The organism is Streptococcus sp. KHUD_016, from assembly GCF_051106465.1.
Lineage (GTDB): Bacteria > Bacillota > Bacilli > Lactobacillales > Streptococcaceae > Streptococcus.
Window position 1 is genome coordinate 1,437,051 of sequence record NZ_CP193663.1, and the last position, 24,740, is coordinate 1,461,790.

Consider the following 24,740-nt stretch of genomic DNA (forward strand, 5'->3'; position numbering starts at 1 on the left):
ATAATGATAGTAATAGTTAGGAAAGCGTTAACTTTTAAGACTTTGACTCATAAAAAGGAGCCTCATGAACAAGCCAGATATCGCAACCATAATCGACCTCCATTTTGAAGAATTAACCGAGCTCGAGCAAGAAATCGCTCGCTATTTTTTACAAGCTGAAACGATCCAAGATGATCTCTCTTCTCAGCAAGTTACCCAGAAATTACATATCTCCCAAGCAGCCTTGACCCGCTTTGCCAAAAAGTGTGGTTTTACAGGCTACCGAGAATTCGTCTTTCAATACCAGCATCAGGCTAGTAAACCGGACACTCATTCGCACAAACACAGTCCTTTAACCAAACGTGTTTTGCGAAGCTACAGTATCATGCGAGAACAAACACAGGATTTGATTGACGAAGAACAACTGGAACGCGTCGCCCAATTAATCGATGACGCTGAACGAGTTTACTTTTTCGGGACGGGAAGTTCTGGTCTGATTGCCCGTGAGATGAAATTGCGCTTTATGCGATTAGGTGTGGTCTGTGAAGCTTTGACCGACCAGGATGGCTTTGCATGGACGACCAGTATCATGGATGAAAACTGTCTGGTACTTGGCTTTTCCCTATCAGGAACTACCCAATCCGTCCTCGATAGTTTGTTGGATGCCAAGGAAATGGGTGCCAAGACCATCCTCTTTACCAGCGCACCAAACAAAAACAGTCAGGCCTACACCGAAACGGTCCTTGTGGCAAGCCATAGTCAATCTTCTTACATCCAGCGTATTTCCGCTCAACTCCCTATGCTCATTTTAATAGATTTGATTTATGCCTACTTTTTAGAAATCAATCGCGAGAGCAAAGAAAAAATATTTAACAGCTATTGGGAAAATAAAAAACTCAACGGCTATCGTAGACAAAAACGCGTTAGAAAATCCTAGTTTGGTTGGACCAAACTAGGATTGTTTTGTTTTGAAATGGTAATAGGCACCCAACATCCCTGCGTTATTTTGGGTATGGGAAATTCTAATCGTAAAATAAAACGAGCTATTCTCCAGAAGTACGTTCTATAGTATCATAGTTTAATGCAGAGTGTAGCGATGTAGTCATTTCCATAACGTGACAATCGATGTCTTTTGTCACACGATTCATAAAAATCGATCATAGCGAGACCGTTTTTTAGTTGTCCTCTAATCTGACTTTCTAAAGTATGGCTAAATTCATATCCATATTCTGGATTGATGGTAATTTTGTCTTCCTCTTCAAGCTCTCTTGAATTAAAAGGTAGTGAAAACTTTAACAGTAATTCCTCATCGGGTTTGTCCCATACAGTGTCAGCATCATACATGTAGATCCAAGGATTCATGAATCCGACCATTAACAAACCGCCCTTTTTCAATACTCGAGAGGCTTCTTTATACATGTTTTCTAAATCTTCTATGTATACATTTGAAACTGGATTAAAAACAATATCAAACGTTTCATCTTCAAATGGGAATGGTTTTGTCATATCGCCTTGAACGGTATTGATTTTTAAGCCTTCTCGTTTTGCAACCATTTCATCTCTTTCTAATTGTGATTTAGAAAAATCCATGATGGTGACATCATAACCTTTTGCAGCAAAAACGGGACCCTGCTGTCCACCACCACAAGCTAACCCTAATATCTTTTTCCCGTTTGCTTTTTCAAACCATTCTATCGGAACTTTTTTCCCAACAGTTAAGGCAACAGAAATTGGATGCTTTCTAGCTTCTTCTAATTCTTCATGTGTCAATGGCTCAGTATAGTCGTTTTTTACATTATTCCATCTATCTTCATTTAATTTTATATAATTACTCATCTTACAATCTCCTCGTAATTTTATATGATTTCGATTTAAGTTGGATGTGTTGCCACACTTCTCTCACCTCTAGAAATTCTAATTTATCAATTTTTCGTCCATCTCATTATATCATTTTTCCACATTTTCCCATTTAGTCAAGCTAAATATCAATTAAATGGATGATAGAATTGCTCTCGCCTTAACTTCTTATGCAAGGTAGTTATTTTCTCCTAGTTTCTCACGATTACCTCCTTTGGCTCAAATTTTTCAATAAAAAAAGAATTAAGCAAAACAGTTTTCACTCAAGTAGTGATTCAGTGTTTTTCTTAATTCTATAGCTCCAAACTAGGATTGTTTTGTCTTGATACTCTTCGAAAATCAAATTCAAACCACGTCAGCTTCACCTTGCCGTACTCAAGTACTGCCTACGGCTAGCTTCCTACTTTGCTCTTTGATTTTCATTGAGTATAAAATGATAATAGGCTCCCAACATCCCTGCTGTGTTTTGGTGATGGGCAAATTCTAATCGAGTTTTTTCAGCTAGGCTTGGTACCAAGGCCGCCTTCAAGGCTGTGCGGATCTTCGGCTTGAGGATAGCCTCTTGCCCCATGATACCGCCACCGAGAATGACCACTTCTGGATTGGCAACGTAGCAAATATTTGCCAGACCTTTTCCTAGATAGTCTACCATGCGGTCAATACCAGCCATACAAATCTTGTTTCCTTCGGTAGCTTCCTTGAAAATGCGTCGGCCATTCCACTGATCAACTGAGTCTCCATGAGCTGCTGCTACATACTCCACCAAGGCTGTCGTAGAGGCAAGATCCTGAAAAGCTCCATCCTGCATGTGCATGTAACCGACTTCGCAGGCTGAGTTGCTAAATCCATGGAAGACTTTCCCATCCATAATCAAGCAACCACCGATACCTGTTCCAATGGTCAAGCAAAGTGTGACACTCGCTCCCTTACCTGAACCAGATACTGCCTCAGCAAGACCTGCACAGTTGACATCATTTTCAATTTCGCAAGGAATCGAAAAGCTCGTCTCGATTTCCTTCTTGAACTGGGTTCCTGCATAGTTGGGAATCTGAGGACCAGCATAGAAAATCTCACCCTTATCAGGATCCACCATCCCTGCAGAAGAAATGGCAACACCTGCTACTGGGCCTTTTTCTAAATAGCTGGCTACGATATCTTTTGTCTTTTGTAAGATATGGGGTCCACCCTTATGCGCCTCAGTTGGCATTTCATGCGATTCAACAAGTTGGCCTTCTTGGTCAATCAAGCCATATTTAATGTTGGTTCCACCGATATCAATTGCAACGTAGTGTGTCATAAATACCTCCTTATGGATTAGAGGAAGCGCTCCTTGGTTTCACGAATCAATTGTGCTGCTGCTTCTACAACTGGGCGATCTTCTTCAGTCACTGGTGTCAATGGTGAACGAACTGATCCAATGTTAAGTCCTTCATTGATCTTCAAGACTTCCTTAATCACACCGTACATATTTCCATGTGCAGAAGTGAGTTTGCCAATGATTGCGTTGATAGCGTATTGCAATTCACGCGCTGTTTCCAAGTCTTTCTCAGCAATCAACTCATTGAGTTTCAAGAAGAGTTCTGGCATCGCACCATAAGTACCACCGATACCAGCTTTAGCACCCATGAGGCGACCACCTAGGAACTGTTCATCTGGACCATTGAATACGATGTGGTCTTCTCCACCAAGGCTGACAAAGGTTTGGATATCTTGAACTGGCATAGAAGAGTTCTTAACACCGATAACACGTGGATTCTTCAACATTTCAGTGTAGAGACTTGGAGTCAAAGCAACACCTGCCAATTGAGGAATGTTATAAATCACGTAGTCTGTGTTTGGTGCTGCAGCACTAATGTCATTCCAGTATTTGGCAACTGAGTATTCTGGCAAACGGAAGTAAATCGGTGGAATCGTTGCAATGGCATCTACACCCAAGCTTTCTGCGTGGCGAGCAAGTTCCATACTGTCTTTGGTATTGTTGCAAGCTACGTGAGCGATGATAGTCAATTTGCCCTTGGCAACTGCCATGACTTCTTCCAAAATCAACTTGCGATCTGCCACACTTTGGTAGATACATTCACCAGAAGAACCATTTACATAGAGACCTTGAACTCCCTTATCAATGAAGTATTGAACCAAGGCGCGCGTACGTTCTGGACTGACTTCTCCTTGATCATCATAACATGCGTAGAAGGCTGGAATGACACCTTCGTATTTTTTCAAATCTGACATAGATTTTCTCCTAAGATTTCTTTTTTTCTGCTAAGAGCAGTTCTATTTTTTACAAGTTTAGTATACACCTTGTGAAAATCGCTTTCAATATCTTGTATACACTTAGATTTTAGTTTCTACTTGTATTTTAGAAACTGTAACGATTGAAAGTAGTTTCAGAAACAAGCCATCCTACTGGTATTTGTTGAAGATTTTCTCCATCAAACCTGCTTGGAGAAAGACTAGTAAACCAAAACCAAAGAGGATAAAAGCTGACCCACCCAAGAGGAGAGTGAAGGCGGATAGATAAAGAACCATCACAATGAGAAAGAGAATGGCTAACATGAGGAAGAACCACGGAAAGTTAAAACTTGCCAAGATAAGCCCTTTTTGCAGCACTTCTTTCCAAGACAAATCATAGCGCGCAGCGATGGGATAACTAGCCAGCATCACCAGAGTGAGGAAGATGAGAATCCCCAAACAAATAGCTTTCACAATCTGGAAAGGCAAAGCTGTCTGTCCCCAGAAAAGATAGAGATCTAGAAAGCTTAATGATACAATGCCCAACTCTAACAGCCCCAACTGAAGCCCCAGTTTCAGATTTTGCTTGAAGGCCCTTATATAAGTTCTAAAGACTGGTACCCGTCTGCTTCTCTTAATCTCGAACATAGTCTCATAGAGGCTGATTTTCGCCACTCCGGTCGTCACGATGGGCAAACAAGAGACGACAAAAAGAAGATTGACTGTGACGATATCCAAGACCTTCTCACTGAAACGCATGAGAAAATTATCTGTATCAAATGCTGCCTTGATAAGACTTACTCCTTTTTGTGCCATGTTTGCTCCTCCTGATTCTTTTAATCAATCAAAATTTTAAAGAGATATTTGCGAACCTTTTCTTCCATCCCTGCGTAGCCATTTGGCTGGTGCGGTTCTCCAGGGAAGAAAATCGCAAAATTGTGATAGCCCAACAAGAGTGGGTATTTTTCATGACAATGGACAAAACCAATGTCGCTCGCTTCATCGAATGCTACCGCCTCGTCTTTGATACGTGAACCGTAGCTCGAATATTCATGCCCTTCTACCAGCAAATGCAAGTCTGCATAGTTCTTATGATGCTCAAATTGATCATTTTCAGCTTGATTGAGGACATTTTCCTGAACAACTAGAAAGACCTTGTCCCCGTCAATCTCATACTTACCGAGTTCGAAAGAATCCTTACGGTGCTGATAGAGATAGTCGATAGCCTTATCTAGATTGGGATGAAGCCCTTTGTAAAAGGTGATGTTTTTCAAATCGTCAAAAATCATACTGTTTCCTTCGTTTTTGATAGTTACTAGTCTTCAGTTTCGAACGTTCCTTCTCTATTTCCCTGTAACAGTGCGGACGGAAGCAAATTTCTTCGGTATTTCATTCCTAATTTTTGAGCCTTTTGCTCTTTCATCATCAGTCTCAAAAATTCCGTCTAAGATAAGCGTAAGTTGCTTATCTTAGATACCACTAAAGCGGGAAATAGCAACAATAAAACGAACCTACTCTAACTAGTATCATGAAAAGAGTTCATTCGTAAGTTTATAAGTGTCTGACAAAACTTCACGAAGTAACTGCATACTCTCCATTTTGTAGACACTTATAACTCTGTATTCTCTTATACTCAACGAAAATCGAAGAACAAACTAGGAAGCTAACCGCAGGCAATACTTAAGTATGGCAAGGTAACGCTAACGTCGTTTAAACTCGATTTTCGCAAGGTCTTAACCTTTAACCGCTCCCATAGTAATCCCTTGAGTGAAGGATTTTTGGAAGACAAGGAAGACGGTTACGATTGGCACTGCTGCAAGAGCTGCACCTGCCATGATCAAACCATAGTTGGTTGCCATTTCGGCCTGCATGGTCGCAACCCCGAGTGAGATGGTCAAGTTTTGACGTGAAGTCAACATAACCAACTGCATAAAGTAGTCGTTCCAAGTATTGATGAAGGTAAAGATCGCAAGGGCTGCAAATCCTGGTTTCACGATAGGGAAGGCTACGCTCCAGAAAGTACGAATCTCACCACAACCGTCGATTTTAGCTGATTCAAGCAATTCTGTAGGGATATTTTCACTGAATTGTTTCATAAGGAAGACCCCGAATGGCCATCCAATCAAAGGCAGGATAACTGCCCAAAGAGTATCGTGAATTCCCATGAAGTTGACGATACGTACCAATGGTACAAGGACAACTTGTTTTGGAAGAGCCATGGCAGCGATAAAGACTGCAAAGAGGATGCGCTGACCATAGAAACGTTTTTTAGCCAAGACATAACCTGCTAGAGAAGAGGTTGCACACACTAGGAACATGGTTACCAGTGAGATAAATACAGAGTTCCACATCCACTGCATAGCAGGGTTTTGCACCATGAGTTGTTGGAAGTTCTCCATGGTTGGCATTTTAGGGAACCACTGTGGCGGAATCATAATGGTATCAGGCTGTGATTTGAAGGCACCTGTCAAGATCCAGTAGAATGGAAAGATGAACAGTACGGTCAACAAGAGCAAGATAATCGTTGAAATAACAGTGAAAGCTGTTAAAGGTTTCTTTTGTGTAGGTTGCATAACTGTCTCCTTTCTTTAGTATTCTACGTCGTTTCCGAGGATCTTGAATTGAGCAAAGCTGACAATGGCAATCATCACCGCCAAGAAGACACCGATAGTATTTGCATAGCCATATTCTGTCAATTGGAAAGCTTTTTCGTAAAGGTAGTACATCAGTGTACTTGTTGAGTAGTTTGGACCACCAGAAGTCAAGAGCTGAATCAAGGCGAAACATTGGAATGAGTTGATGGTTGTAATGATCGCGATGTAAAGAGTTGTTGGAAGAAGGCTAGGCCATTTAATCTTCCAGAAGACTTGAAACTCAGTCGCACCGTCAACACGCGCCGCTTCAACAAGTGAGTTGTCAATATTTCCCATAGCAGCGATATAAAGGATAATCGGTTGACCAACAGATGTTGTCAAAAGGATAATCATAATCGCTAGCAAAGCCCAGTTTTTGTCACCCAACCAAGAAATGTTTTGGCTGATAATATGACTTGACTTAAGGACAAAGTTCAAAATCCCTGATAGTGGGTCATAAATCCATTTCCATACAACCGTTACGGCAACACTACCTGTAACTACAGGAAGGAAGAAGACGAAACGATAGAAAGAACGGGCAATGGCATTTTGATGATAGGTTTGAGATGCTACAAAGAGCGAGAAGAGAACCACAATCGGAACAGATCCAATAACCAGGATAACGGTATTGATCAAAGACTTCATAAAGACAGGGTCTTTAAACATGCGAATGTAGTTGTCAAAGCCTACAAACTCAAATTTAGTCATGGAGTAGTTAAAGAAACTTGTAATGAATCCCATAATCATAGGAGCCAAGACAAAGATCACAAAGAAGAATAATACTGGTGCTAGGAAAGCATAGGAAATCACTGTTTCCCGCATGCGAATTTTATTGACTTTCACAGTCGGCACCTCTCTTTCAAATAGAATAGTTTTTGATTTTCTTAAACTGTTTTAAAATCAAAATGAAATTTTTTAAGATTCGCTTATGTAAGAACTTCATTTTAATTTCGTGACAGTTCCTACCATTTCAAACAAAAGTCCCCCTTTTCTTACACCATAGTGCACAGGGAAAAGGGGGGAATCAATCTGACTTAGTGCTTATTGTTTTGTAGCTTTTTTGATGGTTTCGTTAGCTTTTTCAGTGAAGGCTTTCAAAGCATCCGCTGGTTTTTCGTCACCATTTGATACAGATTGCAACATTGGGAACCAAAGGGTTCTCATTTCAGCAAATCCATCGATAGTGTTGTAGTATGGTGAGTAGTATTTAGTCCAGCCACTGATTGTTTCCATACGTTTGTCTTCATAAAGTTTACCAAATGAAGTACGAACTGGGAAGGCACCTGTACGAACTACGTCTTTAGGACCCCATTCTTTGTCATCTGCGATGAATTGAACGAATTTCTTAGCAGCTGCGACTTTCTTGTCGTCTTTGTTGTTAAATACTGCAAATCCGTTTACAAGGTATTCAAGAGATGGTTTACCTGAGTCTGATGGGAATGGTACTTCTACCACATCTACCTTACTTGCTTCCAAGAGTTTCGCTTGGATACCGTTTTGAGCTGGTGCCCAAAGGATTGTGTATGAAGTTTGACCGTTGGCAAAGTTTTGGATATCTGCTCCACCGTCAAATTGTGAACCGTTGTTCAACAAACCGTCTTTAATCCAGCTAGCAGCTTTTTCAAGACCTTTGACGAATTTAGGATCGTCTGTTGTATATTTGGTTACGTCTTTGTCTGTTACAGAACCGCCATAAAGGTTTGCAACGAAGGCACGTGTTCCTTGGTCTCCCCCTTGACCAGAACTGAACAATGAACCTGGTGTATAGCCTTTATCTTTAAGCGCTTTCAAAACTTTTTCAAAGTCATCAGTTGTCCAACCTTCTTTTACAAGGTTTGCAACTCCAGCATCTTCCAACATTTTCTTGTTCATAGCCATGTAGAATGGAGCTGAACTGATTGGATACATGTAAGCTTTGTCTCCAGCCTTACTTGCTTGTACGATGTTTTCGTTGTTGACATCTTTGACGAATTCGTCTGTGAAGAGGTCGTTCAACTCAGCCAATTTACCATTTTTACCGTATTGGATGATACGCCCTGGTGCGTCAAAAAGTACGTCTGGCGCTGTTCCCGCTTCGATAGCTGTTGTGATCTTTTCTGGACCTGACTTGAAGTCGATGGTTTCCAATTTCACTTTTACATCTGGATTTGCTTTTTCAAAAGCTTCGATGATTGATTTTTCATAAGTTCCAACACCGTCACCAGTTTTTTCTTGTGTGAAGACTGGGAATGCCCACCAAGTGATTTCTGTTTTTCCGCTATCGCTACCAGAATTTGCAGCATCTTTGCTTCCACCAGAGTTACCACAAGCAGCAAGGCCAAGAATCGCAGCACCTGCAAGTACTGTACAAGCTAGTTTTCTAAATTTCATTTGTATTCTCCTAATTGATAAGCGTATCCATATTGGATAATGAGTTCTTTAAATTTGTATACGTTTTCATTTCATCCGACGCATCGACCACTCTCCTCTTTTTTGAGATTGTGTTATTTAAGACCGGCAACAAAGCGTTCCGTAATCTCTTTTGGTCTAGTAATAGCTCCACCAACAACGATACCTCGCACCCCATATTCAAGGATTTGCTTAGCTTGTTCTGGTGTATGAATCTTCCCTTCAGCGATGACATCCACACCGGCATCGCAAAGTTTTTTGATCAGTTCAAAGTCTGGACCATCTACTTTTGGACTGTAAGAAGTGTAACCTGATAGGGTTGTTCCAACAAAATCAATCCCTGCTTCAACTGCTGCTATACCCTCTTCAAAGGTACTGGTATCAGCCATTAAGAGTTGATGTGGATATTTTTCTTTGACTTGTCGGATAAAGTCTTGGATTTCCAAACCGTCGTAACGTTCACGTTTAGTACAATCCAGAGCAATGACCTCAATGTCTAGTTCAGCCAGTTCATCCACTTCTTTCATCGTAGCTGTAATGAATGGCTCCTGTGGTGGATAGTCACGTTTGATAATCCCGATAATCGGGAGTTTCGTAACTTCCTTAATTTCCTTGATATCGCGAACACTGTTTGCTCGGATACCGACTGCTCCACCTTGCTCAGCCGCTTTGACTAGCAAGGGAATGACTCCTCCCGCTTCTGTATAAAGCGGTTCGTGAGGAAGTGCCTGGCAAGAGACAATGATTCCATCTTTGATTTGTTCAATCAAGGCTTCTTTGCTGATCTGTGGCATCCTCTTTCCTCCCTTTCTTGTTCTTATGGGCTTATTATATATCATTTGTTAAGCGCTTTCAATAGCTTGTAGTAGAATAGATTTCAGTTTCAAAACTATTTTATAGAACAGACTATCCTGAAAGTAGTTTCAGACCTCTTATGATTTTGAATCAACCTGAATGTCATAAAAAAAGATAGCAGGCTGAAAAACCTGCTATCTCTTCTGAGACCTACTCAAATAGCTTTTACTTATTATTCTTTTCTCTTCTTGCCAAATGTAAAGAGTGATAAGAGGACGCCCGCAAAGCCAAGGGAAAGCAGTGAGCTTGTTTCCTTGCTTCCCGTATTTGGAAGTTCATCTTGTTTAGCTGCTGGCGCTTGATAGGTCACATCTTGGCCTATAGACAGTTTGTTGTCTGCAGCTGCTAATACTAGATTGGTGTCTCCCTTGTACTCTGGCACTTCAAGGACTGCTGCCTCAGCACCATTGACACCACCCTTATACTCTGGTAGATCATTTGAAGCTGCTAAGACAAAATTAGCACCTCCGGTATATTCAGGAAGTTCGTTAGATGCAGCTAGAACTGCATTAACCCCACCTTTAAACTCTGGAAGTTCATGGACTGCCGCCTCAACAGCGTTGACACCACCTGTAAATTCAGGTTTTTCAACCGTTGGTGCTGCTTCTTCGCCTACTGTTGCCAATGGTCCAGTGTACTCTGGCATCTCTGCCACTGGGGCTTCCTCAGCATTAACACCTCCTGTGAATTCAGGTTTTTCTACTGTTGGAGTTGCTTCTTCGCCTACTGTTGATAATGGACCGGTGTACTCTGGCATCTCTGCCACTGGGGCTTCCTCAGCATTGACACCACCTGTGTACTCCAGCACCTCATTAATAGCAGCTTCACTGCCATTAATACCATCGCTTAGTTTAGAGCCAGCTAAAGAAACTGGTAAATTGTGCATGCTTTCAATTACACCCTCAGCCAAACCTGTAATCCTTTGACCCATATCCTCTGGATCTATTGTGAATAGGAGAGTTTTTGTATCGTACTGGGTCATAAAGGTTGCTGTCTTGCCATTTGCCAATTGAAGGGTCGGAGCCTTGTTGACCAATACTTCCGAATCGAACTCCATGGCAATAATACCTGGCCATTTTTGGATAGCATATTTCACTTTTGCTTCTTTAGGAGATATTCTGTCTTTGCTTAAGAAATCCCAGTTGAATTTCTTATAGGATAAAGTATAATCGTTTTGATTGCCATCCGCATGCTCATAAAGCAAACCATATTCGCCATTTCCAAGTTCTTGGAGTGAGTTGTAAGCAAACTTACCACTTTGTATAGGATTGTGTTTCAGCCATGTCAACTCACCATTCTCCTCAACACGAGCCAGGTGAACCAAACCATTGTTGCGTCCAGGACCACCAGCATTGCTAAGTAGAATGTATTCCTTTCCTTCATGCATGGTGTGAATAGCGGACATTTGAACATAAACGTCTTTTACTTGAGGATAACGTTTGATTTCCTTATCCCACGTTGCTCCTCCATCATGACTGGTCGCAACCTGAAGATCGCCAGTCAACCCACGCATAAAGAGCTTGAGATCTCCATTATTCAACTGAACAACAGTTGACTCCGTATTTTGGGCGCCTGGATTATTCATGGTTGAAGAATGAATGGTTTGGTTGCCTACTGGACGGTTATCATTAACTGCTTCCCCTGCTTGCCATGTTTCACCATGATCATCTGAGTAAATTACACGAGATGATTGAGAACCACTTAGATAGGAAACGTTGTTTGTTGTATAAACTGGAATCACCAGTCTTCCCTTATGAGGTCCTGTACGCAAGGCAATCCCCGTACCAGGTCCAGTTCCTAGGAAGTGCATCCAATCTTTCCGAATCCCATGTGTAATATCTTTTGGTGCAGACCAAGTCTTCCCATCGTCATCACTGTAGGACATCCATAGGTAGTTGGTATTGGAAACTCTAAAAATATTCTTTTCGCTATATTCAAAATAAATATTTCCGATTAGCTCATTCCCTTTATACAAATCTCCCTTATCGCTGTAGGCTGGTTTTTTAGGGTCAACGACAACACGATAATCTGTCTTTCTATTTTGAGGGTCGAAAACCTCTCCGTTTTCTCGAATCGTATAGCGACCTGATTCTCCTTGCTTATATAAAACTTGATAAACTTTATCTCCCACTTGTTCATAAGCTTTCGGAGCTTGCCCTGGCAGAGAAAACACTGCCTTACTTTCAAGGAACATGTCATAAATTGCAAAAATTCTCTTTGTTTCAGGGTCTTGCACCAAGGCCATATCAATATTGACTGGAGATGGCCAATCTGCATGTTTAGCATGCTCATTGTCACGAGGATTTGAGATTACGATTCGGTCTCCCCATGTTTTCCCATTATCTGAGCTGCGACGAACAACCATCCCAATATCTCCCCAGTCAGAATGGTGCAAACGTCTTTCATCCGTTCCTGCAATCAGCGTTCCTTTATCTGTCTTGAGAAGAGCTGGGATACGATAACTCTTGATACCATCTTTATTTGGTTGATTGTTCCTACCACCTTCAAAGACGTCTTCTTTCTCAGTGACTTTTGCTCCCTCAGGAAGTTTCTGTTCCAATTCACCTCTTTCAAATAATTGACTCCGTGTTTGAACTTCATCTGGGCTTAAAGCACGATCGTAAACGGTTAGGTTTCGAACTTGTAGGTTTGATGCCCAAACTGTTTTATTGCCCCGTTTGGTTGCTCCAAGCTGAGCTTGATTAACATCTGGCATATCTTTAATGAAGTTACCAGATTTGAGACTTGTTCGAGATAAGACACCGTTCACATAGAGACGAACTCGACCATGAGGTAACTCCGTTGTCGGTTGTTCGACAGTAAAGGTCACTGAATTCCATTGTCCAGGGCGAACTTTCAAAGGAGCATCTGTATACTTATCATAGAACTGCTCCCCGTTAGCACCACGACCTTCAATAAGAGCTGTATTATCAAGGACCGACATAGTAAAATACTCATTTTCCTTGGTGTCACTGGATACAGAGAAGAGATTGTAAAAGCGTGGAGCTGATGCATCTGGTTTGAACTCCATGTGAACTGTAGCATTTTTTAGTTGCTTTAGTTTATTTAGTTCACTTGATAAATCAACTCTCTGACCATTTGTTGCATTGGTTTCAACATCTTCTTTTTCAAGGACAGGATTGGCATTTTTTAAATCTCTTGAGTAATAGTCACGAGGAATAGCCCCCTGATCCTCTGATTCCTCTTCCTTATTTGCTTCTTCTGCAGGGGTTTCCGTAGAGGATGGAGTTTCTGATTCTGCACTCTCATTTTTTTTCAAATGATCTTGGTCCACCTCAACGCCGTTGTCTTGAGCTGCTGCCAATTTACCAGCCAAATCCTTATCCAAATGAGCAAGATCTCCCGAGGACACTTCTTTTGGCAATTCTGATAAACCTTGACTAGGTTCGACAGTTTCTGTATTGGCCCCTGCTGCATTGGCTTGCTCTTGAGCTAAGACTGGATTTGCTCCAAATACTACTGTACCAATCACTACAGATGCCGCCCCAACTGCAAATTTTCGAATTCCGTATCGCTGTTTCCGATCTAAAGATTTGTAATTCATGTTTGTCCTTTCATTTTTCATAAAATAAAGCGCTTTCTTTTTCTTTGAAAATTTTTATTGTCTCTCAAGAGACAAGTTTTACAAGAAAGTATCCAACTTAATGAGAGCTCCCAATCCTCTCCCATTTTCTGCTGAGCCCGAGTTTTTAACCACCCGGCAGCCTTTTTCCTCCTTTCACAAGTGACTTTTCCTTTATTATACAATAAAGTCTTATATTTATATCTGTGTTCCCACAGAATAGATTTTACTTTTAAGAATATTTTAATATTTTAAATTTTCTAAAAGTACTTTCAGGTTTTGGACATAAAAAGAGAGCTCCTGGGCTCTCTCATTCATTATCTTACGTACTTAAAAGGAATCTCACTGCCACAGAGCCAGTTATAGACTTGGTCATTGACAAAAACATTCATGGCTTCGTGAGCATACTCTGGCATGATGCGATAGGCCTTGTCGCAAGTTAGGCGGTTGTAAATCGCAAACTGGGTAATAGGATAGCAAACATCGTCATCCAAGCCCGTAATCATCTTGACCTCTCCTTTGATACGATGGGCAAGATTCTTCACATCGATATAGGCAAGAGTCGCCATGATTTCATCCTCTGTTTCATGGAAGGGATCGTGGAACTTGAAATAACGGAAGAGTTCATCATAGGCTTCACTGGTATTGCCAATCTCAAGTACTCGCCTAAAGTCTGACAAGAAAGGATAGATGGCAACTGTTTTCTGAATCCGAGGATTGAGCGCTGCTGCAACCAAAGCTAAAGCCCCTCCTTGTGAGGCACCATAGCTAGAAAGCCGCTTCTCATCCACCTGAGGCAGACTGGCAACAATTTCAACCAACTGGTAAATATCCAGATAAACATCCTTATAAAAGAGATGATTCCGGCCTTCCACAGCACCACGGATGATATGCCCCTTCACCGTATTTCCTAGTGGTGAGCGCAAGCCGTCTTGCGAGTAGCCCGACTGACCCCGCACATCCATGGAGACAACACCGTAACCAGCCACGGTAAAGGCCAGCATGTCAGCCCAGTCCCAACCACGTCCCATATAACCATGGAAATGGAAGATTAACGGAACTTTCTCCTCACTCTTTGGAAGGATGACACGTGCATAAACCTTGCCTTCATTAGTTCCTTCAAAGGTTAGCTCATAGCACTTGACTTGGGGAATGTGGAAATCTCTTTCCTCCAACTGGTAGGCTGGAAGAGATGAAACTTTTTTGACCTCTTCATCCCAGAAAGCATCAAAGTCTTCTGGAACCTCATCCCTTCCTTTATAAGTCTTGATTTCTTCTAGTAAAGCTGGATTTTTCATAGCATGCTCCTTTAGTTTTGTAATCGCTATCATAACTCTAGCATATCTAGGAAGGCAATGCAAGAAAGAATGCTAAATAGAAAGTGATTTTAGATTCTCTTTCCTCAAACCTATCGCCTGAAAGTAGTTTTAAAAATAAAAAGAGCGTTTCCGCTCTTTGGTTATCAATAGGTGCTAGCTCCTTTCTCTAGTTTGAAAGTCTGAAATTTCTTTTGGTAGGTCACTTTAATCGTCATATGAGAGTCCTCGTTTCTTTTTGATGACTCTAGTATAAGACCCAAACCTAAAAGCTAGCTTATAGATTTCTTAGAAAAGGCTTAATCCAGATGTTCTCTCTTTTCTAGGTTGAGAGCAATCATGTGCCATTCTGGATCCTCTTTCCAACCTTCCATAGAACTAATGTAGCTGGCAACCTTTCTGGCTTCTTCTAAAATAGGAAAATCTTCGATAATATCCGCCACTTGAAACTCTGGAAGTCCTGACTGTCTAGTTCCAAAAATCTCACCAGAACCACGCATTTTCAAATCTTCCTCCGCAAGGACAAATCCATTAGTCGTTTCTGTCATGATGCGCATGCGATCCTTCCCAGAGTCAGTCTTGGGATTAGCTACAAGAACAGCGTAGGACTGCTTGTCCCCCCGACCAACACGACCTCTGAGCTGGTGAAGCTGACTGAGACCGAACCGATCGGCATCCATGATGATCATGACGGTCGCATTGGGGACATTGACCCCAACCTCGATAACAGTTGTAGATACTAGAATATCTGTTTTTCGCTCTTTGAAATCCTGCATGATTTGGTCTTTTTCATCACTCTTCATCTTACCATGTAGCAGAGCAACCTCTGCCTTTCCTGCAAAATGAGCTGTCAACTCCTCAGATAAGGCAATGGCATTTTTCAAATCCAAAGCTTCAGATTCTTCAATCAAGGGAGAGATGACATAGACTTGAGAACCTTTTTGAATTTCTCCCTCTAACCAAGTCAAGACCTGAGGCAACTGCTCATGTTTGATCCAGCGCGTCACAATCGGCTTCCGCCCTACTGGCATCTGGTCAATAATAGAAACATCCATATCGCCAAAGGCTGTGATAGCCAAGGTTCGTGGAATGGGCGTCGCCGTCATCATGAGAACGTCAGGATTGTCCCCTTTTTCCCGTAAAATACGCCTTTGGCCCACACCAAAACGGTGCTGCTCATCAATGATAATCAATCCAAGACGAGCATAATCCACCCCATCTTGTATCAAAGCATGGGTTCCGATAATAAGGTCGGCCTCACCCTTGGCAATGGTCTCTAAAACTTCTCTTTTCTCTGCAGCTTTTAAGGAACCTGTCAAGAGAGCCAGTTTCAAGTCTGGAAAAAGGTTCTGTAAACTCTCAAAGTGTTGCTCCGCAAGGATTTCTGTTGGCACCATGAGAGCTGCCTGGTAGCCAGCCGTCACCGCCGCAAACATGGCCAAACCAGCAACCACCGTTTTTCCGCTCCCCACATCCCCTTGCAGGAGACGATTCATGTGGTGGTCGGACTTCATGTCGGTCAAAATTTCCTGCAAACTCTTTTCCTGAGCTGAGGTCAGAGCAAAAGGAAGATTTTCCTTAACAGCTGTCACCTTTTCCTTAGACCAATTCAGAACCAGACCGCTTCCCTGAACTCTATTTTCAGACTTGAGCGTCTGCAACTGCATTTGAAAATAAAAGAGTTCCTCAAACTTGATACGGCGAAGGGCCTGCTTGTATTCTGCCAAATCCTTTGGAAAATGCATAGCGCGGACAGCCTGGCAACGGGACATGAGTTTGTATTTATCAAGTAAAGACTGGGGAAGATTTTCCTCTATCAAGAGATCCAATCCCTGATCAAAAGCTGTCTTGATGACCTTGACCAGCCCTGCCTGACTGATTCCTTGAGCCAGACGATAGACAGGTTGGAGGTCATCTTCCACCTGAGCTAGGACCTTCATCCCAGTCAGACTGGCTTTGGCGCGGTCCCATTTTCCAAAGACAGCAAGGGTTGCTCCCAACTCTATCTTATCAGCCAGATAGGGCTGGTTAAAGAAATTCACCGCAAAAACGACTTCTCCCTGCTTGAGGCTAAAACGCAGGCGATTACGCTTGAAACCATAATACTGAACACTGGCAGGAGTCACGACTTGACCAGACAGAACAGCCTTTTCGCCATCTTCCAGCTCCAGCACCTGCTTGGTTTTGAAATCTTCATAACGGAAAGGAAAGTAGAGCAAGAGGTCTTGCAAGTTTTCAATTCCTAGTTTGGCGTATTTCTCTGCTGACTTTGGTCCCACACCAGGTAAGACATGCAAGGGTTGGTGTAGATTCATGCTCCACTCCTTTCTTTTTAATGATATTCTCTCGGAATGCGGTCGCTGAGGAGGCAAACCACCTCATAGTTAATGGTTCCACGGTAGGTCGCTACCTGAGTTGCTGTGATTTCCTGGTCACCATCGGAGCCAATTAAGGTGACTTTTGTTCCTAGCGGGTAAACCTTAGGCAAACGAATGGTGATTTGGTCCATAGAAACCCGTCCAACGATTGGGCAAGCTTCTCCATCTACCAAGACAGAGAAATTCTGCATATCACGTGTCCAACCATCCGCATAACCGATTGGCACCGTCGCAATGACTTGCTCACTATCCGCCTGATAGGTCGCCCCATAGCCCATGCAAGCTCCAGATGGAACTGTCTTGACATGAACCAGGGCAGACTCCAAACTCAAGGCTGGAGCCAAGTCATAAGGCAAGTCCAAGACCTCTCCACTTGGATTGAGACCATACAAGGCGTCTCCCATACGGACGGCATTGAAAATAGTCTCTGCATGCCAAAGAGTCGTGGCAGAATTGCTGGCATGTACTAGCTCTGGCACTTCCTTCATGCTTGACAGAATGGTTTTAAATCGTTCCAACTGGATATTAAAGTAAGTATCTGATGCTTCATCTGCAGTCGCAAAGTGGGTAAAAATCCCCTCAACACGAGCACCGTGTTGTTGGAGCAAGGCTTGAGCCTGCTCTGCCTCACTGGAATCTCGGAAACCAATCCGTCCCATTCCTGAGTCAATCTTGAGGTGAACTGTTAAACCAGATAAATCTGTCCCCCTAGCTAAGAGCGCTTGAATCCACTCCAATCCTGCCACTGTCAAGGTGATGTCGTATTCTTTAGCAAGAGAAACAGCTTCTAGCTCAGAAACTCCTAAAATGAGGATTTTCTTGCTAAGTCCAGCCAGACGAAGTTCAATAGCTTCATCAATATTGGAAACACAAAATCCATCAACATCGTCCTGAATCGCCATCGCAACGGCAACAGCCCCATGACCATAGGCATTAGCCTTGACCACTGCCCACTTGAGCGTTCCTTCAGGGATATGAGCCCCCATTTGCTGAATATTTTGTCGAATAGCTCCCAGATATATCAGAGCCTTGGTTGGTCTATGTGGACTAGCTTTCATGATTTTCCTCCAAAATGACACTGGCTGTCACAAACTGATCTGTATGGCTGATAGATAGCCAAATTTTTCCTGAAAATGGTGCCTGACTAAAATAGGGAGCGCCTCGTTCATTGTTCAAAACTTCCAAATCCTGAAAGGTCAGTTTGCCAATACCAGTTCCCATAGCCTTGGAAAAGGCCTCCTTAGCCGACCAACGACCTGCCAAGTATTCGATCTGCCTGCGCCCTTTGAGACTGGCAAAACGCTCCATTTCTTTAGGGGTCAGCACGCGCTTAGCAAAGCCCTCACGTCGTGTAACTGCGTTTTCTATCGAAGCCAATTCTTCGATGTCAATTCCGTGTCCAACTATCATACTCATAAAAGGAGCTGAGATTCCCCCAACTCCATCCTTTTCACTTATTTTGTTAAGGTGGTATAAATTTCTTCTACCAAGGCTACTGTATTTTCCCAACCTAGACAAGGGTCAGTTATGGAGCAACCAAAGACCTCTGGTTGGTTTTGACGACCATCCGCTAGGTAAGATTCGATCATAAAGCCTCGAACCGTCTTTTTAATCTTTTCATTCCAGTCACGATTCAGCAAGGCTTGGCGAACAATGCGAATTTGTTCCATATATTGCTTGCCAGAATTGTCATGATTGGTATCGATGATAATGAAGGGATTTTCAAGTCCCATAGTCTCATAGCGATTGATGGCATTTAAGAGGGTTTCATAGTAGAAATTGGGTTCATTTTTACCATATTCGTTCATGGCACCACGAAGGATAACGTGGGCCAAAGGATTTCCTGAAGTTTCCACTTCTTGGCCATGGTAAAGGAAGGTTTGCTTGTTTTGAGCCGCATAGATGGCATTAAACATGACCCCAAGGTTCCCAGATGTTGGATTTTTCATCCCAACCGGAGCATCAATACCAGACGCTACAAAGCGGTGTTCTTGGTCTTCCACTGAACGAGCCCCTACAGCATGGTAGCTGACCAGGTCATCAACCAAAACGAGATTTGACGGATAAAGCATCTCATCAGCTGTTGTCAATCCCGTCTCCGTAATCACACGATAGTGAAGCTGACGAACAGCCTGCAAACCATTGATGAGACTAGGCGCTTCGCTGGTATTTGGTTGATGAATCATGCCTTTATAGCCATCTCCATTAGTACGAGGTTTAGCCGTATAGACACGCATCACGATAAAGATTTTATCTGCAACTTTTTTCTGCAAGTCTGCTAAGCGACGAGCATATTCAAGCACTGCTTCCTCATTGTCTGAAGAGCAAGGTCCCATCACCAAAAGGATTCGGTCGTCCTCACCCGAGATGATGGCTGCCAACTCTCTATCGCGGGCTTCTTTCTTTCGAAAGGCTTCAGGTGACAACTGGGTCGCAGCCTTGATTGCTTCAATATCAATTTCTTGACCTTTTTCGATAAATGCCATCTTACTCTCCTAGCGTTTGGTAAATTTCGCGAACAAGTGCTTCTGTGTTGTCCCATCCGAGACACGGATCTGTAATGGACTTACCAAAAACTTCTGGTTCATTTTGACGTCCATCTTCTAGATAGGACTCAATCATAAAACCACGAACATATTTTTTGATCTTCTCATTCCAGTCACGGTTGATCAAGGTCTGACGAACGATACGGATTTGATCCATATATTGCTTACCTGAATTGTCATGATTGGTATCGATGATGATAAATGGATTTTCCAAGCCCATCTTTTCATACTGGGCAATAGTATCCATCAAATTGTCATAGTAGTAGTTAGGAATATTTTTCCCGTATTCATTCAAGGCACCGCGAAGAATGGCGTGGGACAATGGATTCCCTGTTGTTTCCACCTCTTTACCGAGGAAGAGGAAACTCTGTTTATTTTGCGCTGCGTAAATCCCGTTAAACATAACATTGAGATTTCCAGATGTGGGATTTTTAAATCCTGTTGAAAAATCTGCTCCACTCGCTACAAAACGGTGCTGTTGATCCTCTACAGAACGAGCTCCAACAGCCATATAAGAAATCAAATCATCCACCAGCGGAAGATTTTCAGGATAAAGCATCTCATCCGCTGTTGTCATTCCCGTCTCGGTAATCACGCGGTAGTGGAGCTGACGAACAGCCTTGATCCCATTGATCAAGCTAGGAGCTTCTGTCGCATTTGGTTGATGAATCAAGCCCTTATAGCCATCTCCATTGGTACGAGGTTTAGCCGTATAGACACGCATGACCATAAAAATACGTTCTTTGACCTCTTCTTGCAAAGCAGATAGACGCTTGGCATACTCGAGAACCGCCTCTTCGTTATCAGATGAACATGGTCCAATCACCAAGAGAATACGCTGGTCTTCCCCACGGATGATGGCTTCCAATTCCTGATCACGTTGATTTTTTCTCGCAAGAGCCGCTCCCTCTAATTTAGACAAGGCGCGAACTTCTTCAATGTTAATTTTAGGACTTTTAGCTTTAAATACCATGATTCATCTCCTTATAAAGCAAACGGACACCAAGCAAAAAATGATTTTTACCAGGTATCCGCCTGTATCTTATCTCATATTATTGTCTCTTACCATGACAGTTCTTGAATTTCTTACCTGATCCACATGGGCATTGATCATTTCGTCCGATTTGGCTCAAGTCCAAATCTTCTGGAAGACTTGCCTGCTGCGCTGCGATATTACGAGTCGCAGTTGTACTGATATTGTGTTCAGTTTGCGGACGTTCTTGTTCATGGATTTGTGCTTTCATCATCAAGCGGGTCACATCGAATTCAATCGATCCAATCATGTCGTTAAACATGCGGAAACCTTCTGCTTGATATTCTACAACAGGGTTGTTTTGGGCATATCCACGAAGACCAACAGCATTTCGCAACTGGTCAAGAGCATCAATATGGTCTGTCCACTTGTTGTCTACAACACGTAGAATCAAGACTTTTTGGAATTCTTTCACTGCATCTTCGTCACGAAGCTTAGCAACTTGGCTATCATAGACTTTCAAGGCACGTTGGAAAAGTTCATCTTTGATAGCTTGGTCTGACAGACCTGCAAGATCTGAACGGCTAATTGAATCTTCTGGAAGCAAGTTATACTTAGCAAAGTTCAAGATTGCTTCCAATTTTTCATCTTCCTTAGAACGAGCATGTGCATCGACGATACGTCCAATGGTACGACGAATCATAGCATGGATTTCTGGTGCCAAGTCACGATCTGCAGTAATGACATCATAACGTTGTGCATAGATGATCTCACGTTGTTCACGCATAACATCATCGTATTGAAGGACTTGTTTACGAGTGTCGTAGTTGTTTCCTTCGACACGTTTTTGAGCTGCTTCAACTTGACGCGTTAACATGCGAGATTCGATGGCTTCGTCAGACATGTTGAGTCGTTCAAAGACACCTTTCAAACGTTCTGAACCGAAACGTTTCATCAAATCATCTTCAAGAGACAAGTAGAATTGTGACTCACCTGGGTCTCCTTGACGCCCTGAACGTCCACGAAGCTGGTTATCAATACGGCGACTTTCGTGACGTTCTGTACCGATAACACAAAGTCCACCAAGTTCACGAACCCCTTCACCAAGCTTGATGTCGGTACCACGACCGGCCATGTTGGTTGCGATGGTAACGGCACCACGTTGACCAGCGTTCATGATGATTTGCGCTTCTCTGTAGTGGTTCTTCGCATTCAAGACTTCGTGAGGAACACCTGCTGCTACCAATTTCTTAGAAAGGAAGTCACTCGTTTCAACGGCAACTGTACCTACCAAGACCGGCTGACCTTTTTGGTAACGAGCTTTTACATCTTCAACTACAGCCTTAAATTTCGCATCAAGACTTGCATAGAGAAGGTCTGAGTGGTCGATACGTTGAATTGGACGGTTGGTTGGGATTGGGATAACACGAATGTTGTAAATTTCGCGGAATTCTTCTTCTTCTGTTTTACCAGTACCTGTCATACCTGCCAATTTCTTATACATACGGAAGAGGTTTTGGTAGGTAATAGAAGCTGAAGTCTTAGTCTCATCTTGGATTGGCACACCTTCTTTTGCTTCAATCGCTTGGTGCAAACCATCAGAGTAACGACGACCTTCCATGGTACGACCTGTAAATTGGTCGACAATCAAGATTTCCTGCTCTTCACTAACCACATAGTCGATATCGAGAATCATGATATAGTTGGCACGGAGGGCATTGTCGATAAAGTGAGTAAGAGCTACATTTTCAATGTCGTAGAGATTTTCTAGTTTGAAGTAGCTCTCTGCCTTGTCAATACCAGAGTCTGACAAACCGATCGTCTTAGACTGAACGTCAATGATATAGTCATCCTTGTCCAAGGATTTCACGAAGTGGTCCGCCATATGGTAGAGTTGGCTTGTTTCAACTGCGTTGGCACCTGAAACGATCAATGGTGTACGGGCTTCGTCGATCAAAATTGAGTCAACCTCATCGACCAAGGCATAATTGAGTGGACGTTGCACCATGTTTTCTGCACGAACGACCATGTTGTCACGAAGGTAGTCGAAACCAATCTCTGAGTTGGTTGAGTAGGTAATATCGCAAAGGTATGCCTCTTTTTTCTCCATTGGAGATTTGGCTGCCAAGTTAATCCCTACTGACAAACCGAGCCATGAGTACAATTCACCCATTTCAGTCGCGTCACGTTCTGTTAGGTATTCGTTGACTGTAACTACGTGAACCCCTTTACCTGCAAGGGCATTGAGGTACACTGGCATAGTCGCTGTCAAGGTCTTCCCTTCACCCGTACGCATCTCTGGAACGTCACCATGGTGAAGAACGATTCCCCCCATTACCTGAACCTTATAAGGGAAAAGCCCGAGGACACGTTTTGCTGCTTCACGTACTACCGCAAAAGCCTCATATAGCAATGAATCAAGTGATTCACCCTTATTGTATCGCTCTTTAAATTCGTCAGTTTTCGCTTTTAGTTCTTCGTCTGACATTGCAGCCATTTGGCTCTCATAGTTAAGAACCTTATCAGCCATCTTTTCCAGACGACGAAGTTCTCCTTTATCATTTTCAATAATCGTTTTTAAAATATTAGCCATGATTTTCCTTACTTTTTATTCTGAATATTTTAGAATGTTCTTTTAATTTTAGCATATTTACCATTATTTTTCAAGAAAGAATCCTTAATTTACAACGGAAAAGGCCAGCTGAAATTCAGTTTTTTTTGCATCAATCTTCTGTGGCTACCTTTTTGTTTTTTGTTCGAGATGCATGCTTGATGATCCAAGCACAACTTGGACTTAGCTCCTCCTTTTGCCAAGTTTGAAGAATCCTTTCAAACTTATCAGGATCTTCCTTATACAAATCATTTAGATTATTGGCTACACTTTTTTGAATAGACTTATCTCTATCATCTTTTAGATTGGTCAGAATAGTGGTGAAATCCTCAAAATAATCCAATACCACGGTTTGTTTCTTAGCCCAAGGCAGACGGATACGCATACATTCGCTGGCAAGTCTACGAACGCGCAAATTTTCATCCTGACTCCATTCTAACAGCAAAGTCATTGTATCCTTAGGATAGCGAGCCAGCAAGGGCCTCATAGAAAATTCTCCAGTAAATCGCTTGGTTAGTTCCTTACTAAAGGCCGCGCTCAATTCAAATTCCTTGTCTCCATATAGCTCTACATATTTTCCGATTGGCCAAAGCCAATATCCTTCTGAGAACATACCTAAACCACCCTCTAACTCAGGACCCAAAATTTTCTCAAAAACCTTGAGAGAGTCCTCATAAGATAGGGGAAGACAATCTTTGATACTTTTAGCCAAGAGTTCTTGACGCTGGCTAAACTCCAACTCTTCCAAGTCTTTTTCTACCAACAACCTAAACTTTTGTCCATCAAATGCAGGGGACGCTTCTTTCAACCGTCGACTCAAATCCCTAGCATAAGCCAAGTCATAATAATCTTTTACTTTTTTAGCCATTTTTTTTATCCCTTAATCTTCATTTTATGGGACTTATTATATCATACAGACAGCCCGTCAACAAAATTATTTTTATATCTCCAACTATTTTAATAAGGAAGAAAAAAGGACTAGAAGCTAGTCTAGTCCTTCATTTGTTAATGTTTAATTTCCCAAGAATACAGGCAATATCCCAAAATACCAAAAGAGATTGATCCAGAAGGCCAAGCAAAAGATGATGCCAAAGATGAGAAGACTGATTTTTTTAATCAGCACGGAGTATAGGATGAATAAAACTCCAAAAACCACAAAGAGTTTTTTCATAACGAAATAATATACTGGAACTCCTCCTATTTGCCAATCCCAAGGAAGGAAAAACATGAGGAACCAGAGAAGGCAAATCGTAAGGATATATCTCTTGTAGTGCGCTTCAAGAAAGGCTTTTGTTTTCTCCATAGCAAACCTCCATTTGAGTCACTGTCTCTTCCCTTTTATTATACCAAAAAAACCTGGAAAAAGCTTTCCAGGTTTGAGTTTGAAAT

20 protein-coding genes are annotated in these 24,740 nt (G+C 42.3%); 1 reads left to right on the plus strand and 19 read right to left on the minus strand.

Annotated features, from left to right (window positions below):
- Positions 1 to 64: 64 nt before the first annotated feature.
- Positions 65 to 916 carry a MurR/RpiR family transcriptional regulator gene (locus ACORHV_RS06725; protein WP_049505654.1) on the plus strand — a complete coding sequence of 284 codons (852 nt, stop codon included), beginning with the start codon at positions 65 to 67 and terminating at the stop codon, positions 914 to 916.
- 134 nt (positions 917 to 1,050) lie between these two features.
- Here the strand turns inward: ACORHV_RS06725 and ACORHV_RS06730 are convergent, their stop codons facing one another.
- The 19 genes from ACORHV_RS06730 to ACORHV_RS06820 all read right to left on the minus strand — a co-directional run bounded on the left by ACORHV_RS06730 (position 1,051) and on the right by ACORHV_RS06820 (position 24,654).
- On the minus strand, positions 1,051 to 1,815 hold the full coding sequence (locus ACORHV_RS06730) for a class I SAM-dependent methyltransferase (protein WP_434397888.1): 765 nt from the start codon (positions 1,813 to 1,815) through the stop codon (positions 1,051 to 1,053).
- A gap of 421 nt (positions 1,816 to 2,236) precedes the next feature.
- A complete protein-coding gene (locus ACORHV_RS06735) occupies positions 2,237 to 3,133 on the minus strand; it encodes an ROK family protein (RefSeq protein ID WP_434397890.1) in 897 nt (298 codons plus the stop codon).
- A 17-nt stretch (positions 3,134 to 3,150) separates the two neighbouring features.
- Complete coding sequence (locus tag ACORHV_RS06740; RefSeq protein WP_033630084.1) at positions 3,151 to 4,068, minus strand: dihydrodipicolinate synthase family protein; 918 nt, start codon at positions 4,066 to 4,068, stop codon at positions 3,151 to 3,153.
- Between the two features lie 171 nt (positions 4,069 to 4,239).
- Positions 4,240 to 4,884, minus strand: a complete 645-nt coding sequence (locus ACORHV_RS06745) for a YesL family protein (RefSeq protein WP_434397892.1) — start codon at positions 4,882 to 4,884, stop codon at positions 4,240 to 4,242.
- 20 nt (positions 4,885 to 4,904) lie between these two features.
- Complete coding sequence (locus tag ACORHV_RS06750) at positions 4,905 to 5,357, minus strand: YhcH/YjgK/YiaL family protein (protein WP_434397894.1); 453 nt, start codon at positions 5,355 to 5,357, stop codon at positions 4,905 to 4,907.
- Positions 5,358 to 5,801: 444 nt separating this feature from the next.
- Positions 5,802 to 6,641 (minus strand): carbohydrate ABC transporter permease, encoded by an 840-nt coding sequence (locus ACORHV_RS06755; RefSeq protein ID WP_001183243.1) that lies wholly within the window; start codon positions 6,639 to 6,641, stop codon positions 5,802 to 5,804.
- A 15-nt stretch (positions 6,642 to 6,656) separates the two neighbouring features.
- The gene (locus tag ACORHV_RS06760) at positions 6,657 to 7,523 is read right to left on the minus strand and encodes a carbohydrate ABC transporter permease (RefSeq protein ID WP_002874780.1); all 867 of its coding nucleotides are present in this window, start codon (positions 7,521 to 7,523) and stop codon (positions 6,657 to 6,659) included.
- Between the two features lie 219 nt (positions 7,524 to 7,742).
- Positions 7,743 to 9,071 carry an ABC transporter substrate-binding protein gene (locus ACORHV_RS06765; protein ID WP_049520432.1) on the minus strand — a complete coding sequence of 443 codons (1,329 nt, stop codon included), beginning with the start codon at positions 9,069 to 9,071 and terminating at the stop codon, positions 7,743 to 7,745.
- A gap of 113 nt (positions 9,072 to 9,184) precedes the next feature.
- Positions 9,185 to 9,883 (minus strand): N-acetylmannosamine-6-phosphate 2-epimerase, encoded by a 699-nt coding sequence (locus tag ACORHV_RS06770; protein ID WP_001135644.1) that lies wholly within the window; start codon positions 9,881 to 9,883, stop codon positions 9,185 to 9,187.
- 233 nt (positions 9,884 to 10,116) lie between these two features.
- A complete protein-coding gene (locus ACORHV_RS06775) occupies positions 10,117 to 13,509 on the minus strand; it encodes an SIALI-17 repeat-containing surface protein (protein WP_434397897.1) in 3,393 nt (1,130 codons plus the stop codon).
- A gap of 335 nt (positions 13,510 to 13,844) precedes the next feature.
- A complete protein-coding gene (locus ACORHV_RS06780) occupies positions 13,845 to 14,825 on the minus strand; it encodes an acetylxylan esterase (RefSeq protein ID WP_084944139.1) in 981 nt (326 codons plus the stop codon).
- Between the two features lie 317 nt (positions 14,826 to 15,142).
- Positions 15,143 to 17,158 carry an ATP-dependent DNA helicase RecG gene (recG, locus tag ACORHV_RS06785; protein WP_084944138.1) on the minus strand — a complete coding sequence of 672 codons (2,016 nt, stop codon included), beginning with the start codon at positions 17,156 to 17,158 and terminating at the stop codon, positions 15,143 to 15,145.
- Between the two features lie 17 nt (positions 17,159 to 17,175).
- Complete coding sequence (gene alr, locus ACORHV_RS06790; RefSeq protein ID WP_434397900.1) at positions 17,176 to 18,279, minus strand: alanine racemase; 1,104 nt, start codon at positions 18,277 to 18,279, stop codon at positions 17,176 to 17,178.
- Positions 18,269 to 18,631 (minus strand): holo-ACP synthase, encoded by a 363-nt coding sequence (gene acpS / locus ACORHV_RS06795; RefSeq protein WP_025171527.1) that lies wholly within the window; start codon positions 18,629 to 18,631, stop codon positions 18,269 to 18,271. Before acpS ends, alr begins: the two co-directional genes overlap by 11 nt.
- Positions 18,632 to 18,675: 44 nt before the next feature.
- Complete coding sequence (locus ACORHV_RS06800; RefSeq protein ID WP_434397902.1) at positions 18,676 to 19,707, minus strand: 3-deoxy-7-phosphoheptulonate synthase; 1,032 nt, start codon at positions 19,705 to 19,707, stop codon at positions 18,676 to 18,678.
- Position 19,708: 1 nt separating this feature from the next.
- Positions 19,709 to 20,740 carry a 3-deoxy-7-phosphoheptulonate synthase gene (locus tag ACORHV_RS06805; protein ID WP_084944136.1) on the minus strand — a complete coding sequence of 344 codons (1,032 nt, stop codon included), beginning with the start codon at positions 20,738 to 20,740 and terminating at the stop codon, positions 19,709 to 19,711.
- 79 nt (positions 20,741 to 20,819) lie between these two features.
- Positions 20,820 to 23,333: a preprotein translocase subunit SecA gene (gene secA, locus ACORHV_RS06810; RefSeq protein WP_001284115.1), complete on the minus strand. Its 2,514-nt coding sequence runs from the start codon at positions 23,331 to 23,333 to the stop codon at positions 20,820 to 20,822.
- Positions 23,334 to 23,463: 130 nt separating this feature from the next.
- Positions 23,464 to 24,219, minus strand: a complete 756-nt coding sequence (locus tag ACORHV_RS06815; protein ID WP_434397905.1) for a DNA alkylation repair protein — start codon at positions 24,217 to 24,219, stop codon at positions 23,464 to 23,466.
- Between the two features lie 144 nt (positions 24,220 to 24,363).
- Positions 24,364 to 24,654: a hypothetical protein gene (locus ACORHV_RS06820; protein ID WP_434397907.1), complete on the minus strand. Its 291-nt coding sequence runs from the start codon at positions 24,652 to 24,654 to the stop codon at positions 24,364 to 24,366.
- Between the last annotated feature and the right edge of the window lie 86 nt (positions 24,655 to 24,740).

Bases quoted from the DNA above. Each gene is read 5' to 3' on its own strand.
- ACORHV_RS06815 (WP_434397905.1), bottom strand. From the start codon at position 24,219: ATGGCTAAAAAAGTAAAAGATTATTATGACTTGGCTTATGCTAGGGAT.
- secA (WP_001284115.1), bottom strand. From the start codon at position 23,333: ATGGCTAATATTTTAAAAACGATTATTGAAAATGATAAAGGAGAACTT.
- ACORHV_RS06740 (WP_033630084.1), bottom strand. From the start codon at position 4,068: ATGTCAGATTTGAAAAAATACGAAGGTGTCATTCCAGCCTTCTACGCA.
- ACORHV_RS06755 (WP_001183243.1), bottom strand. From the start codon at position 6,641: ATGCAACCTACACAAAAGAAACCTTTAACAGCTTTCACTGTTATTTCA.
- ACORHV_RS06760 (WP_002874780.1), bottom strand. From the start codon at position 7,523: ATGCGGGAAACAGTGATTTCCTATGCTTTCCTAGCACCAGTATTATTC.
- ACORHV_RS06750 (WP_434397894.1), bottom strand. From the start codon at position 5,357: ATGATTTTTGACGATTTGAAAAACATCACCTTTTACAAAGGGCTTCAT.
- ACORHV_RS06765 (WP_049520432.1), bottom strand. From the start codon at position 9,071: ATGAAATTTAGAAAACTAGCTTGTACAGTACTTGCAGGTGCTGCGATT.
- ACORHV_RS06775 (WP_434397897.1), bottom strand. From the start codon at position 13,509: ATGAATTACAAATCTTTAGATCGGAAACAGCGATACGGAATTCGAAAA.
- recG (WP_084944138.1), bottom strand. From the start codon at position 17,158: ATGAATCTACACCAACCCTTGCATGTCTTACCTGGTGTGGGACCAAAG.
- alr (WP_434397900.1), bottom strand. From the start codon at position 18,279: ATGAAAGCTAGTCCACATAGACCAACCAAGGCTCTGATATATCTGGGA.
- ACORHV_RS06805 (WP_084944136.1), bottom strand. From the start codon at position 20,740: ATGGTATTTAAAGCTAAAAGTCCTAAAATTAACATTGAAGAAGTTCGC.
- ACORHV_RS06725 (WP_049505654.1), top strand. From the start codon at position 65: ATGAACAAGCCAGATATCGCAACCATAATCGACCTCCATTTTGAAGAA.
- acpS (WP_025171527.1), bottom strand. From the start codon at position 18,631: ATGATAGTTGGACACGGAATTGACATCGAAGAATTGGCTTCGATAGAA.
- ACORHV_RS06745 (WP_434397892.1), bottom strand. From the start codon at position 4,884: ATGGCACAAAAAGGAGTAAGTCTTATCAAGGCAGCATTTGATACAGAT.
- ACORHV_RS06820 (WP_434397907.1), bottom strand. From the start codon at position 24,654: ATGGAGAAAACAAAAGCCTTTCTTGAAGCGCACTACAAGAGATATATC.
- ACORHV_RS06800 (WP_434397902.1), bottom strand. From the start codon at position 19,707: ATGGCATTTATCGAAAAAGGTCAAGAAATTGATATTGAAGCAATCAAG.
- ACORHV_RS06735 (WP_434397890.1), bottom strand. From the start codon at position 3,133: ATGACACACTACGTTGCAATTGATATCGGTGGAACCAACATTAAATAT.
- ACORHV_RS06730 (WP_434397888.1), bottom strand. From the start codon at position 1,815: ATGAGTAATTATATAAAATTAAATGAAGATAGATGGAATAATGTAAAA.
- ACORHV_RS06770 (WP_001135644.1), bottom strand. From the start codon at position 9,883: ATGCCACAGATCAGCAAAGAAGCCTTGATTGAACAAATCAAAGATGGA.
- ACORHV_RS06780 (WP_084944139.1), bottom strand. From the start codon at position 14,825: ATGAAAAATCCAGCTTTACTAGAAGAAATCAAGACTTATAAAGGAAGG.